This is a genomic window from Coprococcus sp. RTP21428st1_C9_RTP21428_210409 (assembly GCF_040227395.1).
GTDB classification, from domain to species: Bacteria; Bacillota; Clostridia; order Lachnospirales; family Lachnospiraceae; genus Coprococcus; species Coprococcus aceti.
Genome location: NZ_JBEHVV010000029.1, coordinates 18,040 through 32,903 on the forward strand (window position 1 = coordinate 18,040; position 14,864 = coordinate 32,903).

11 protein-coding genes are annotated in these 14,864 nt (G+C 39.5%); all 11 read left to right on the forward strand.

Features of this window, described 5'->3' with window-relative positions:
• The first annotated feature begins 22 nt into the window (after positions 1-22).
• Complete coding sequence (locus tag ABUA34_RS07515) at positions 23-757, forward strand: DUF5702 domain-containing protein (protein WP_349823102.1); 735 nt, start codon at positions 23-25, stop codon at positions 755-757.
• A 45-nt stretch (positions 758-802) separates the two neighbouring features.
• Positions 803-1,762, forward strand: a complete 960-nt coding sequence (locus ABUA34_RS07520) for a hypothetical protein (RefSeq protein ID WP_022217488.1) — start codon at positions 803-805, stop codon at positions 1,760-1,762.
• Between the two features lie 325 nt (positions 1,763-2,087).
• Entirely contained in the window at positions 2,088-2,438 is a 351-nt protein-coding gene (locus tag ABUA34_RS07525) for a hypothetical protein (RefSeq protein WP_022217490.1), read from the forward strand.
• A 180-nt stretch (positions 2,439-2,618) separates the two neighbouring features.
• Positions 2,619-3,260, forward strand: coding sequence for a TadE/TadG family type IV pilus assembly protein (locus tag ABUA34_RS07530; protein WP_022217491.1), 642 nt, complete (start codon positions 2,619-2,621; stop codon positions 3,258-3,260).
• 11 nt (positions 3,261-3,271) lie between these two features.
• On the forward strand, positions 3,272-3,928 hold the full coding sequence (locus tag ABUA34_RS07535; protein ID WP_022217492.1) for a prepilin peptidase: 657 nt from the start codon (positions 3,272-3,274) through the stop codon (positions 3,926-3,928).
• Between the two features lie 21 nt (positions 3,929-3,949).
• Positions 3,950-5,257, forward strand: coding sequence for a WG repeat-containing protein (locus ABUA34_RS07540; RefSeq protein WP_022217493.1), 1,308 nt, complete (start codon positions 3,950-3,952; stop codon positions 5,255-5,257).
• Positions 5,258-5,274: 17 nt separating this feature from the next.
• Complete coding sequence (locus ABUA34_RS07545) at positions 5,275-7,173, forward strand: DUF6382 domain-containing protein (protein WP_055146170.1); 1,899 nt, start codon at positions 5,275-5,277, stop codon at positions 7,171-7,173.
• Between the two features lie 26 nt (positions 7,174-7,199).
• Positions 7,200-7,970, forward strand: coding sequence for a PP2C family protein-serine/threonine phosphatase (locus ABUA34_RS07550; RefSeq protein ID WP_055222436.1), 771 nt, complete (start codon positions 7,200-7,202; stop codon positions 7,968-7,970).
• A gap of 12 nt (positions 7,971-7,982) precedes the next feature.
• Positions 7,983-9,716 carry a serine/threonine protein kinase gene (locus ABUA34_RS07555; RefSeq protein WP_082431230.1) on the forward strand — a complete coding sequence of 578 codons (1,734 nt, stop codon included), beginning with the start codon at positions 7,983-7,985 and terminating at the stop codon, positions 9,714-9,716.
• Positions 9,716-10,240 (forward strand): hypothetical protein, encoded by a 525-nt coding sequence (locus ABUA34_RS07560; RefSeq protein WP_055222437.1) that lies wholly within the window; start codon positions 9,716-9,718, stop codon positions 10,238-10,240. Before ABUA34_RS07555 ends, ABUA34_RS07560 begins: the two co-directional genes overlap by 1 nt.
• Before the next feature lie 23 nt (positions 10,241-10,263).
• Positions 10,264-14,864, forward strand: a 4,601-nt coding sequence (locus ABUA34_RS07565) for an Ig-like domain-containing protein (RefSeq protein WP_349823103.1), incomplete at its 3' end; no start/stop codon positions are given.

Here is a 14,864-nt window from a genome sequence, read left to right on the forward strand (position 1 = left end):
CAATAAATCCCTCACCAACCATATGATAAATAATGCAAATAATGCTGCATTCAATGCAGAGGTTGAGTACGTATTATATGGTTCAACAAATGAAGAAAATCTTAAGTCGGCATATGCAAACATATATGAGATAAGGCTGGCGCTTAATCTTGCATCTGGATACTTGAATTTCTGGTCTGCCGGAAAGAATACAACTGCCGATGTAATAAATGGTGCGGCAGACTTGATAGCGGAAATAACCAGGCACATTATTCCTGCTCCAGTTACAAAGGCCGTGCTTATAGCGTTGCTTGCAGCCCTTGAAAGTATACAGGATATGAAGATACTGAATAAGGGAATCCCACTGGAGGTATATAAGGTTAGCGATGAGCAGTGGTCGTACAGTATAAATAAGAAAGGGGATTCAAAAGATGATGTAGGGATATCTGATCCCAAAAGTCCAAAGAAGGGAGAAGGTATTTGCATGCAATACAGTGACTATTTGTTTATATTCCTGTATTCAATGTTCCAAAGCGGTGATGATAAAACGAATAAAGCGTATTGCAGATTAGGCCGCTTGATAGAAGCAAATATGCAAAAGGTTGATAAAGATCATCCACAATTTTCGTTAAAGCAGTCAAAGACATTATTTACGTTGACATCTGAGATAGATGTGTCACCACTTATGATGGATCAACCTCTTGCGAGTGATTATAAAGATTCCCTTGCGGATGGCAGTTGGAACAGGTATACTATAGAAGTCACTAGAGGGTATTAGATAAGTTAAAATGTAGAAAAATAACTAGTTGCTAGGAGGATTATTATGCGTAAAAAGTTAGTTTGTGGAGCGATGTGCGTTGCACTTTCAGCAATGCTTGTAGGATGTGGAAAGGATACAGTTGGTAGTGGAGATACTCAGAGTACAAAAGAACAGAGCACTGTTCAGGAAACAGAATCCTCTGATGAGAATGCAACGGAGGAAAAAAATATTGTTTCAGATGATAGTACTGGAGCCTGGGTGCTCAGAAAAGAGGTTACAGATAAAGCCGTGTTAGATGAACCATCTGGTGCTGCACTGTTTCCAGATAAACTGACATTACCAATCAATATAGATAGCCTTATGGACTATCAGGTATTAGCTGGTGGAGTAGATCAGGGAACTCTTTCATCTATAGTTGATAGTTATACAGATAGTTTTACAAGCTTGGATTTTATGATATTAGATAAGACAGGCACAATATACTCGTATATGCCGGATCTGTTATTGGGCAAAGAAGATGACAGCAATGAGACAAATATCAAGCAGGCTATTTCTGATGGTAATTGGATGTTAGGACCTTCGGCTATGTATTATGATACTCTGGGACTTACAGAGGATGAATATAACAATATGTGTAATGACAATCCAGACGAAGATGGCAAATATCTGTTGATGGATAAGTTATATGATATGCTTGGAACTCCAAACTATATTGGCTGGTTTTGCGATGAGGATAATCAGACAAGACCAGGAGAAACATATGATGCAAAAGAATATATTGGTAATATGAGAAATCCTGAGAATTATGGAAGTGACTCAGTAACAGCGTATAGTACTTATATTGGTTGGCAGTTTGCTGATTATGGAATTGCAATATATGTTTCAGAGACAAGTAACTCAAGTTCAGGAACATTGAGAGCAAATGTTCATGATGTGAGTATAAGCTATGTGCCGTCAACCTATGGAACATTGGAGGATGTGTTTGGTACAAATGCAATATCTGATTTTCTGGCGGCTAAGTAATACGTAAGATTTATTTGGTTTTTAGGATGGCTTAACTTAAGCCATCCTTTTTCAATAACATACTCTAGTGCATTATTGAGAAATGGGGGGAAACTAATGAAAAAGAGAGTATTAACATGCATGTTTGTTATATCGGTTATGCTATTTACAGGTTGTGGAATAAGCTACTCCGATTTAACAAAGGAGATCGGTTGCGGTTCGCCATAACCTGTTGATGATTCTGAAAAAGACAAAAAGGGAAATGATGAAGAGGCGTGGATATTTCGAAAAAGTGTTACAGATAATGAGAAATATAAGCCTTTTTTAGAAATAAATCTATTTGTTGATGGACAAATTATATTACTTGTTGGGTACACCAAATTATATTGGCTGTTTTTGTAGTGATGACAATAATACGAGAACTGGTGCAATATATGATGCAGAGGAATACGTGAATCGAATGGAAGACCCTGAGAATTATGGGATTGGATCAGTGACTGCATATAGTACTTATATTGGCTGGCAGTTTGAAGACTATGGAATTGTAATAATTGTTTCAGAGACCAGTGATTCGGGTGCGGGCTCATTGAGGGTAAATATTCAAGATGTGACTATAAGCTATGTGCCAATAACGTATGGAACATTGGAGGATGTATTTGGTTCAAATGCCGTATCTGATTTTATAGCAGCAAAATAATGCTGACAGGGTTAGAGAAGGATGGTTTTAATAGCATCCTTTTATTTAGCATTGTCGTAGAGCAAATAACTCTAAGAATGTTATTAATATATTTAAAGGTTTAATTGTTGACAAAATATGACACAAAAACTAAAATGAAATAGAGTTTATAACTCTAAAAATAAAGAGAGGGTTGAGGTTATGAGGAACAACAGAGATAAAGGAGCAATAGTTGTTGAGGCATCTATTGCATTGCCGGTATATGTTTTTGTAATATTCACAATTTTATCAATAGTGAATATATGTTATGCGCAAGCTAAGGTTCAGGTTGCACTTAATTCTGCAGTAAGACAATTTTCTGAAATGACATATGTTGCATATGCTGGGGGAATTGCAGAAACTGGAAGCCCAACTGGTGGTAAATCGTCTGCTACTGCTCAACAAATTAGTACGGAATTAAATGATGCTATGAAGGAATGGGGAGTTAATAATTCAACACTTAGTGAAATGTCTGAGATGATTGGACAGACAAGTTTATCTGGAATCATAAGTAATACGGTATCAACGCTGGCAATAAAAAATCTTTTTGAACGAGAATTTAAATTGTCTAAAAATGGAAGCTCAAGCGGACTGGCAAAGTGGCTAAAAATGGATGGAGAACCAACAGTACATGCCGTGGTAACAGGAAATGATGTTCTGGTAGCCGGGGTTTATTATGAAGTTAATGTAATAAAACTTCTAAACGTTGATGTGAAATTTCAATTCCACAGTGGAACTATCTCATATCTTTGGACTAATGGAAGAAGAAGTAATACTGGAATTGGATCCAAGAAAGATGAGTAGGGGAAATTGTTATGAAAATTAGTTCTTATGTATTGATCAATATAATCACAATATTGGTAAATATTCTAAATCTATATCTGTTTAGATATGAGCACAGTAAAGATGAAAAGAAAGAGAAGGTGGAACATTCAGTAAATAAGGCATTTGTAGTTGCCATGTTTATGATGAATATTTTACTGGCTAATCTAATTATCTATATTTATAGTGGATCGGTTGTTATAAATGTTAAACTTATGATTCTCGTGTCTATGATGTGGCCGATTGCATATATCGATTTTAAAAAGAAGAAAATTCCTAATGACATTTTAAAAATTATGTTGATAGCCAGAGCGATTATCCTTGTGCCAGAGCTTATACTTCTTGGTAATGTGGCACATAGATTGTTTTCTATGTTGATTGCAACTGTTGCTGTGCTAGTGGCCTGTATTCTGTGTTGCCTGATTGTTAAAGGGGCAATAGGAATGGGGGATGTTAAGCTTTTTGGTGTTATGGCGCTATACCTTGGTTTAGAGGGAATTTGGACAGCAATATTCTGTGCATTGGTAGTATCGTTCTTTATTGCGGTATTTTCATTGATAACTAAAAAGGTGAAGAGAAAGGATAATATCCCATTTGCACCGGCAATTTTAATAGGAACTTATTTGTCAATATTTTTGACAGGAATCTAATTAACACAGGAGAGGATAATTATGAAATATAGAGCATTGTTTCCACCGGCATTAACAGGATTATTGATAATATCTGTGTTTTCAACAATGAAAAATAATACGGAATCAGATAACAAGTATAACGATTATATAAAACAGGCGCGAGATGCAGCGGCTTATGAAATATATGTAGATGCTGAAGCGGATTATCTTGAAGCCTTAAAGATGAATAAAAGCCTTGAAATATACAATGAGCTGGCAGAAGTTTATATGGCTGATAATAAGGAAAATGAGGCACAGGATATAGCTAAAACTATGGTGAATACATTTCCATATGAGGGTCAGGCATATACCTTGAGTGCGCAGATATATATGAATTATGAGGAATATTCAGAGATATATACACTTTATAAGAAATATAAGAACAAAGAGCTCTACGATGAGGGTTTAGAGGAAATATATTCGGATATAGAGTGGTTGTATGAACTCGGAAATCAGTATGGAGAGGTTGATACCTTTGCAAATGGTTTGTGTGCGATCACCATGGGGGAAGATGGTGATGGTACATGGGGATATATAAATAGTACAGGAAAAAAGGTAATAGATTGTAAATACAAATATGCTGGTCCATTTATCAATGATATTGCACCTGTAGAGACTGTAAACAATATCTGGTATTTCATTGATATGGAAGGAAATAAGAAAAAGGTACTTAATAAACTAGACAATGTAAAAGGTATTGGATATGTGTGTGACGCTATTCCGGTTTTTAACGGAGAAGTGTGGGCTTATTATACAGATGATCAGAAACTTATATGCGAGGGCTATGACGAAGCTATGGCCATGGCAAATGGCTATGCAGCAGTTAGGAAAGGTAATTCATGGCAACTCATAAATGAGAAAGGGGAAGGTGTAACTGATCAGGTATATACAGATATAGTTGTTGACGATAAAGGCATAGCATATAGAAATAGTTATTTTGCAAAGCAAAATGGCAAATATCGTATGTATGACATAGATGGAAATGTTATTGGTGATGGTGTGTTTGATAATGCAAGATTATTTAATCCGGGAAGCGATTATGCCGCAGTCATGATCAATGGCAAATGGGGCTTTGTTGATGCCTCTGGAAAACAGGTAATTGAACCTGAATATGAGGATGCCAGAAGCTTTGCAAATGGAGTGGCAGCAGTAAAGAAAAATGGTAAATGGGGCTATATAGATAAAAATGATGAAATGGTCATTGAAAATATATTTAGTGATGCCAGAGACTTTAATGATGCAGGAAACGCCCTTGTAGAGGACTGTGGAACATGGCAGATGATAAAACTGCTTAGATACGAGAATTAGTAAAGGAGAGAACACACATGCAGGGATTTACTTATGAAAATCAGGGACAGAATACATATCTTGTATATCAGTTTGACGACAGACCGATAGATACAATGGCTCTTGGTATGCTGACCAACAATAAGATAAAGGGGTTTGCTCCGGCTATATATACAGAGATAGATAATCAGAAATTCATCAAGTACAATGTGTCGTCACATGTAACGCTCAGTAAGCTCTTTATGGGAGATGTCCGCAAGATGCGTCTCCTTAAGACATTCGTCAATATTGTGGATGCAATGCAGATGCTTGATGCGTATATGCTCGATAGAAGAACAATCATGCTGGACAGAGACTACATATATGTGGATGCGTCGACATCAGACGTATCTATGATATGCGTGCCTGTTGTAGATGAGTTTGCTCCTATAGATGAGAGGGAATTCTTTAAAAACATTATTTTCTCTGTCAGCTTTGCGGCAAATGAGAACGGAGACTATGTGGCAAGGATACTTGCTTATTTGAATAGTGTTGAGCTCTTCCAGCTTCAGGATTTCAAGAAGATGCTTGAGGGGCTTATGTCAGAGCAGCCTGCGGTCGGTATGCAGAATGTACAGCCTGCCATGGGTGCTCCTTACACGCAGAACAATCCTTATCAGCAGACTCCTGCGGGAGCTCCGGCACAGCCGCAGATGAATATGAAACCTGCTGTTATGCAGCAGCCGGTTCCACCTGTACAGCCACAGAACAGACCGACAGATATTGGCCAGGAACCTGCTATACAGAATGTATATGTATCCTCTGGGGCGAGTGCAAAGGATATAAAACTGGCAAAAAGAGAGGAAATGCTCAAACAGCAGGAAGAAGAAAGAGCCAGAGAGATGGCAAAGAATCCTATAGCACCGGAGAATGTTGATATGGGATTTGCAGTTCCAGGTATGAGTACAAACCAGTACGCAAGTAAGCCGAAAGCAGCAGCACCTGCAGTGCCCGCAAAGAAAGCATCTAAGGGAAATAAGAATAGCGGTTCATCAGAGGATGACATCTCATTGTTTTATCTGATGCAGCATTACAGCAAAGAAAATAAAGAAAAATATAAAGCGGCAAAGGAGAGAAAGAAGTCAGGGAATACAGCTACAGAGGCTCCTGTTGCTAAGAAGCAGGCGTCAGTGATCAAGCCGATGGCAGCATCAGCAGTTCAGCAACCGCCTGTCAGCAATCCATATCAGGCGGCGCCAGCACAGCCACAGGCACCAGTAATGAATAACCCATATCAGGCAGCGCCGGTACAGCCACAGGCACCAGCAATGGCAAATCCATATCAGACAGCGCCGGCACAGCCACAGGCACCAGCAATGGCAAATCCATATCAGACAGCGCCGGTACAGCCACAGGCACCAGCAATGGCAAATCCATATCAGGCGGCGCCAGCACAGCCACAGGCACCGGCTATGAACAGTCCATATCAGACAGCACCGGCACAGCCACAGGCACCAGTTATGAACAATCCATATCCGGCACCACAGATGCCAGCGATGGGCGGAATGCAGGATGACTATGATCAGACAACGCTTATAAAAAATACTGGTAATACGGATGATGCTGGAACAACGGTGCTCAATGCGGCAACAAAGGTTGAGAGACATCCATATTTGTATCAGGTCAAGAATGGCCGAAAGATATACTTAGATAAGAAAACAAACAGAATCGGTAAAAATAGAGAGGTTGTAGACATATGCATAGATGGAAATCCGGCGATCAGCAGATGTCATGCAATTTTCTATAGAGTTGATGATGCCTGCTACATAGAGGATCTTAATTCAACAAATGGAACATTTGTTGATGATCAGCAGATAACAAGTAACTGTAAAACAATGGTTCGTGTAGGTTCAAGAGTGAAGCTGGGCGATGAGGAATTTGAACTTAGATACGACTAAATCTGCCGAAATGGAGGAGAGGGTTTATGAGTTGCTTATTAGTTGTACATAGTGATATCGGAATAAAAAAGAGTACCAATCAGGATTCGGTTCTCGCTGTTAAGGCTGATACGGATATGGGTGAAATTTCACTGATTGCCGTATGTGATGGAATGGGTGGATTTGCTAAAGGAGAATTGGCATCTGCCACGGTTATAAGAGCCTTAAATGACTGGTTTGCCAACAGATTAACCTATCTGGTTGGCAGCGGATTCAGCGATGACGGTGTGCGCAGGGAATGGAATGATCTGTTAAAAAAACAGAATGAAATAATAAAAGCATATGGAGCAGTAAATGGAATAAGTCTGGGTACTACGATTGTGGCTGCATTATTTTACGGTAACCGGTATATCATATGCAATCTGGGGGATTCCAGAGCATACAGATTGAGCAATGGAATAGAGCTTATAACAAAAGACCATTCATATGTTCAGAGAGAGATAGATGCGGGAAGAATGACAGAGGCGGAAGCAGAGGTAAGTCCTCAGCGAAGCGTAATATTGCAGTGTATAGGTGCTTCGGATGATATATTTCCCGATTTCTTTTCAGGAACTACCAGTCCTGGTGACAGCTTTGTTCTGTGCTCCGACGGTTTCAGACACAAAATAGGCATGAACGAGATATATAAATACCTGAACGCCGGAATGACTCCGGATGAGGTGAGAATGAAGAATAATATGGAATATCTCACAGAGCTCAATAAATACAGGGCAGAGACGGACAATATATCAGTTGCAATGGCGAGAATAGTATCATAGGAGGGGAGCGCTATGCTTGAGATAGGTTCTCTTGTAGATGGAAAATATAAGATCCTGAACAAAATCGGACAGGGCGGTATGAGTGTTGTATACCTTGCCATGAACGAGAAGGCAAATAAGCAGTGGGCGATTAAGGAGGTCCGAAAAGATGGCAAGAAGGACTTTGACGTAATACGGCAGGGGCTTGTTGTAGAGACGGACATGCTTAAAAGGCTAAAGCATCCGCATTTGCCGAGTATAGTCGATGTTATAGATGGAGATGGTACCTTCCTTATAGTTATGGATTATATCGAAGGTAATCCTTTAAATGTTCTGGTCAATGAACAGGGAGCCCAGTCGCAGGAGGACGTGATCGATTGGGCAAAACAGTTGTGTGATGTGCTTGGATATCTTCACAGCAGAACACCGGCTATTATTTATCGAGATATGAAGCCGTCCAATGTAATGCTAAAGCCTGACGGCAATGTTATGCTTATTGATTTTGGTACTGCCAGAGAATACAAAAATAAGAACATGGTGGAGGATACAACCTGTCTTGGAACTCAGGGATATGCGGCTCCGGAGCAGTTTGGAGGGCATGGTCAGACTGATGCCAGAACGGATATTTATTGCCTGGGAGCAACTATGTATCATCTGGTTACTGGTCATAATCCGGCTAAACCTCCATATGAGATGTATCCGATAAGACAGTGGAATCCGAAGCTTTCATCAGGACTTGAAGAGATAATTCTAAAATGTACCAGAAAGAACCCTGATGATAGATATCAGTCATGTAGTGAATTGATGTATGCGTTGGAGCATTACAACGAGCTGGACATTACATATAAGAAATCACAGAAAAGAAAAATGTTCGGATTCGCAACGGCGGTTGTGTTGTCGGCGGCGCTCTTTGGTACAGCAGGATATATGAATTACAAAGAGAAATCTTACAAGAGTCAGAACTTTGATACGTATTATACATATGCGGGTACGGCGACATCGGAATCGGAGTTTAAAGACATGGTTAGCAATGCTTTAAGCCTGGATGATACTTCACCTGAGACATATGATCTTATACGTACTAAGTATCTTGAATATTTTGAGAATGGACAGCCTCAGGGTTCTGGGGATAAATCGATAACATTCAATGAGCTCAACAGTATAAAGGAACTGATTGAAAAGGATGGACATCTGGATAATTTCAAAAAAGCAGATCCTCTTGAATATTACAATTTCTGTTACAATCTCGGACTTAATTTGTGGGCATATATGAATAACGGAAGCTCCGACGCAATAGCGTGGTTTAGCAAGGTTGAACCATATTCGGATGGAAATAAAAACAACAATAAGAATGCGTCAAATGCAAAACTTTTCATAAGGCTTGGAGGATATGTGAATTCTTCAGGTGGAAGCGGAGTGGATATATTTGATGAGGATGTAGATTATTCTGCCGAGTGGGATGATCTGGTAAGCTTGTATGACCTCACGATATCACAGGATGACAATTATACTGATGATAAATTCAAAGCGTATACATATCAGCTTATTCTTAACCAGATTGTTGCAAAGGCAAGGGAATATAACGGTTATATAGATGCGTCCCAAATGTATGAAATGATAGACAACATAGAGACACAGGTAAAGGGTGCTTTGGTGGAGGTTGTCGGTAACAGCTATGATGGAGTGTTTGACAGCCTTATAGATACAGCGCGGGGAAAGGTGAACAGTGCAGTCACCGGATCAGGTAAGACTGGGGGTGAGAAGTAATGTCACTTAGTGTAGATGAGATAGAACGTACCATGAATACATATCATACAGCGTGGCTTGTGTGTATGATAGCGGCATGTGTATTTCTTGTTGCAGCGGTTGTATTGTTTATTGTGTTTCGTATTCCAAGGGTGTTCATGAACCTCACAGGTATTGAGAGAAAACGCCAGATCAAGGAGATCACGGAGAATGTCGGAACAGAGGCACAGACTGCACGGCATAAGTCGGTACAGAAAAGAAAAACTGTACAGCCTGAGCCACCTGGTGTTCAGCAGAATAGTGCATACCAGATGAATGCCGGACAAATGCAGACGACAATGCTGGCGGGGCAGAATTCGAGTAACATTGATTCGACTGTCAAGCTGGCAAATTCTGAAAACACTGTATTGTTATCAAACAATGGCGGTGGTGCAGGGGCGACTGATGTTCTGGTTGCCAAAGCAAAGCCGGAGAAGTCAACAAGAAGCAGTGTGTTCAATATAACGCAGCAGATAATTCTGATTAATACAGAAGAAATCATATAAGTATAAGAGAGGAGCAAAGAGAAATGAGAAAATCAAGGTTTTTTAAAGCGTTGATGGCATGGACACTGGTTGTGATTATGATAACCGCAAATGCAGGAAGTGTACTTACATCAAGAGCAGTAGAGAGCACACCTGTATCTCAGGACGGACAGGATGGGCAGAGCCAGAAGGATCAGCTCAAAGAGCCTGCTTCAGAAGAATTTAAAAAACCGGCAGGAGTCGGTGATATCACATTTATACAGAATGAGATCAAAAGCGGGCTTGGACAGGTTACAACGGGCTTGAGGGTAGCCATAGACAATGGAGAAGAATTCAAGAATAGTGTTGATAAGGTGGAGTTCTGGATAGGGTCTATATGTGCAAGCTGTATTCACACTAAAGATTATGTGGATGAAGAATATTATGATTTTGATTTATTGGGTTCCCAGTTGAAAGCCGGGGATGAGCTGAGTGTCAGATTCTATCCGTTTCAGGGTGATTTTACTGCATGGACCGGCAATGTTGATTCAGATATAAATATAATACATGGAATTGACAGAGCATATGTATCTGAGGATAACGGCAGCTATAAGCTTAATATAAACACAAGCTTTGAGGGCAAAAGAAAATACAGTGTAGATATAATTGGAACAGATGATGGAAAGTCTCTTGCGGGACAGCCATATGAGCTTGTTACATCAGATGGAACAAGTGAAATAGAGCTCAGTTCAATTGTAAAGAATATCTCGGAAAAGAATTTCTATGTGAAAGTATCCGGTATAGATGCTTATGGAAACGCATTGGCAGAGGTAACTACAAAAGTTGTGACGAATTCGACATATCTTACGGTTAAGTATCCTGACAATGTAGAGATTTTAGCTGTCAGCGGAAAAAATGACCAGACAGCTATAGATGGCAGATATACTCTTTTAAAAAATCAGAAGATAACATTAAAAATAAAGGCAAATTCACCAAAGCCAATTATAAGCAGTATAACTGACAATGGAAATAACCTGGCATTTACTTCAACAGCTTCTGGCAAATCTGACAGCACGGTGTATTCTCAGACGAGCGTAGATATAGCTTTTGATGGAAATAATCATGAAGTTCAGATTGAGACTTCCGATGCACAGGGCGAGGGAGTATTGTCCTTTGCAAAGAATATAAAGAGTAACGAGTTCTATCCTACATATAAATATACTGCATTTTTCACAACGAGAAACGTGAAACCGGAGAATGCAATAGATGAGTATAGCGTGAAATTTAGCTCTGACTCTGCTGCAATAGAGTCGATCAATGCAAAAACCGGAGTATTCACAATTGCGGAGGATGCTCAGGAGAATTCTACATTTGAGATTAAGGCAACATACAAAATATGTGATACTGAGAAGACGGTTTCTATCAAGGGAACGGTGAAGTATGGTCAGTTTGACAATTTCAATTATGTATATGTAGATAAAAACAACACCACTTACCCGACAATGGTTGACAACAGCTATGTGTGGATGAATAGGCCGGTATTCCTCCGACTGGGCTTTGATACTGATAAGGTTGTATCCTATAAGGTAAATGATGGCGCATATACATCAATAGGAGACTCATCTCAGAAAGATATATATGCAGACGACAGTAACAGCTATTTTGAAAAGGAAACTAAAGTAAATATTACAACCAAAGCAATAGGTGATAACAAAAATCAGGATTCCTCTACGGATAAGAATAATTTCAAGTATAAGAAGGATGAAGTCCCTGTATATGTTGATCTCAATGCTCCTGAAGCAAAGGTTTCATACATGAAATTTTATGCAAAGAACTCAACAGAAATTCAGATAGACAATGCATCTGAGAAAATACCTGAGGCATATAAGAAGGTTGTGACACTTGACATATCCGATCCAGAGTCAGGCCTTGTTGACAAGGTTGTGTATTCGGATCACGAGCTGACAGATATCGATGTAAATAATACGACTACGGACAGTGTAAATAAGATATTGAGTAAGTACAGTAATCAGACAATATCCGTCAATTCAGGAAGAGCAGAGCTTACAGTTACTGCAGATAAGAATCCAAGCAATGACGCTCGGAATACGTATTATTTCTATACATTTGACAAATCCGGAAACTGTACTATGATCACCTGTGATATTGGTGCACTTCCACAGATAAAGGGTGGCGCAGTCAAGTATAAAAATGAGCTTAAGGATGGTTTTACAAAGGCTGGAAACAGTGTTTATTTCACAGTAAATGGTTCATTTGGAATATATGAAACAGATGTGGATAAGGAGTATGGCTCAGATACAGCTTATATCAAGTTCTATTACGTTAAGGCTGGAAATCAGAACAACAAGATTGCAATAGATAATATAAGTGTATCAGAAAATACAGAGCAGGGAGCATATGACGTAACAGGAACATTTGATATACCTAAGGGTAGTGATGCTGATGGCGTATACGATGTGTATATGGATGTTCAGGATGCTGCAGGAAATAAGCTGGATAATATGCTTCATGCACATTTTACAGTAGATAACACTGCTCCTGTACTGACTGCGAACAAGGAGTTTGGAGACAGCAGCTATACATATCTTAACGCATCAAGTAATAGCGCATGGGGAGTAAAGGCTGTTGAGAACAATCTTAAAAGTATAAGTGTAGAGAGCGTTGATATTGCTAATGTTGGCGACTCATCAAAGAGCGCAGAGGATATCAAGAAGATCGTAACAGATACATTTACATATCCGGGTCAGGCCACACAGTTTGTCAAGAACAATGATGGCACATACAGTACCGGAAGCTGCAAGATTCCTGCTGAGGCAAAGTATACAGTAAATCTTAAGGCTGAAGATGTTGTGGGTAACATATGCAGGCTGTCTATGAGATTTTATTATGACAAGACATCAGCCAATATATCCGGTTTTTCTGTTAAGCCGATGTCTGACGATACAAAATACGAGGATTATAAGTCCTTCTCCAATGGAGCAATCCAGTTATCATTCAGTGCAAATGATGATGTCAGTGGAGTAGGAAAGGTTGTCATTGATTTTGAATCGGCAGATAAAAAGAACAGTGACACAATTGATTCTGAGGTATGGACATGCGGATCAGGAGAGAAGCTAACTAAGGCGTTTACCAAGCTTATAGACAAGAACTTTAAGGGTAAAATAAACATAACTGTATATGATGTTGCAGGCAATAAGGCATATCAGAGCAAAGAGGATGTGACAAAGTATTTTGGTGTAGTCAGAGAGGACAGTAATCTTCATGAGAGAACGTCATCTGTGGATATCACTGAGAACAGTTCAATTGCAACAAAATATGGTAACGTATATTATTATGGCAAGGATGAGAATGTAAGCCTGTCAATAAAGGCAAATGATGATTTCTCGGGAATAAAGAATGTTGTGCTTAAGGACAATGGAAACGTTCAGACTCTATGTGATAATACTGATAAAACATCCATTAAGGCAAAGTTCAGTGGATCATACACGATAGGTTCCGCAGAAGAAAACGAGGGAGAGCACCGTGTGATGGCAACGCTCACTGATAATGCGGGAAACGTAATTACATCTGGTGTATATCGCAGATATGTGATTGATACCATAGCTCCAGTTATAAGCTGTACATATGATTCAAATAATGACTCAAACTTCTACAACAGGGCAAGAACGGCACATATCAGAATTGATGAAGTGAATTTTGATCCTGAAAAGGTTACTGTGTCAGTGTCTAAGAATGGTGTTGTGACTAAGCTTAAGAATAACTTCAGTAAGGATGGTAATACATATGTAATGGACTATGTATTCTCAGACGATGCAGATTATATTCTTACAGTTACATGTCGAGATAAGGCTGATAATAAGGCAAATGATTATTCGTCAGGAAAGTTCACAGTGGATGCGACAGCACCTGTATTGGAGGTTTCGTACGATAATAACAGTGCTCAGAATGGCACATATTACAATGCATCCAGAACGGCTACAATAAGGGTTGAGGAGCATAACTTTGATGCTTCACGAGTTAATATAGCTGTAACATCGGAGGATGGAACATCCGCAGCTCCGGGAGCAAGTGGATTTACATCAAATGGTGATACGCACGTTGCGACAGTCAATTTCTCTGCAGATGGAAAGTTCCGTATAAGGGTAAGCGCAACAGACAGTGCGGGAAATACTGCATCAAATACAGTTGATGATTCATTTACCATTGATATGACTGCTCCTGAGATTAGCATATCGCAGGTAGAAAAGGATGGAGTATACACAGATGAGGTATCGCCGGTTATATCTGTAACGGATACAAACTATAACAAGGATGGCATATCAATAAGTGTGACCGGCACAAGAGGCGAAGCTGGCAGTGATGATGTGGCATACAGCGCCGAGACGGTTTCAAATGGTGAGAAATATTCATATTCTAACTTTAAACAGAGCGAGAATGTTGATGACAATTATACTCTGGTTGTGACTGCTAAGGATATGGCTGGAAATGAAACAAGTCAGGAAATAGGATTTAAGGTAGATAGATTTGGATCTTATTTCGTACTTGGAAAGGCTGCAAAGGCAAGCGTCGACAGATATTATACGAATCTGAGCGATGGTGACATAGTTATAGATGAGTATAATGTTGCCGGTTTTGCGGATTCTGA

What these genes read in the sequence shown, in the direction of transcription:
- ABUA34_RS07515 (WP_349823102.1), top strand. Translation starts at nt 23, where the DNA reads ATGATAAATAATGCAAATAATGCTGCATTCAATGCAGAGGTTGAGTAC.
- ABUA34_RS07520 (WP_022217488.1), top strand. Translation starts at nt 803, where the DNA reads ATGCGTAAAAAGTTAGTTTGTGGAGCGATGTGCGTTGCACTTTCAGCA.
- ABUA34_RS07525 (WP_022217490.1), top strand. Translation starts at nt 2,088, where the DNA reads ATGGACAAATTATATTACTTGTTGGGTACACCAAATTATATTGGCTGT.
- ABUA34_RS07530 (WP_022217491.1), top strand. Translation starts at nt 2,619, where the DNA reads ATGAGGAACAACAGAGATAAAGGAGCAATAGTTGTTGAGGCATCTATT.
- ABUA34_RS07535 (WP_022217492.1), top strand. Translation starts at nt 3,272, where the DNA reads ATGAAAATTAGTTCTTATGTATTGATCAATATAATCACAATATTGGTA.
- ABUA34_RS07540 (WP_022217493.1), top strand. Translation starts at nt 3,950, where the DNA reads ATGAAATATAGAGCATTGTTTCCACCGGCATTAACAGGATTATTGATA.
- ABUA34_RS07545 (WP_055146170.1), top strand. Translation starts at nt 5,275, where the DNA reads ATGCAGGGATTTACTTATGAAAATCAGGGACAGAATACATATCTTGTA.
- ABUA34_RS07550 (WP_055222436.1), top strand. Translation starts at nt 7,200, where the DNA reads ATGAGTTGCTTATTAGTTGTACATAGTGATATCGGAATAAAAAAGAGT.
- ABUA34_RS07555 (WP_082431230.1), top strand. Translation starts at nt 7,983, where the DNA reads ATGCTTGAGATAGGTTCTCTTGTAGATGGAAAATATAAGATCCTGAAC.
- ABUA34_RS07560 (WP_055222437.1), top strand. Translation starts at nt 9,716, where the DNA reads ATGTCACTTAGTGTAGATGAGATAGAACGTACCATGAATACATATCAT.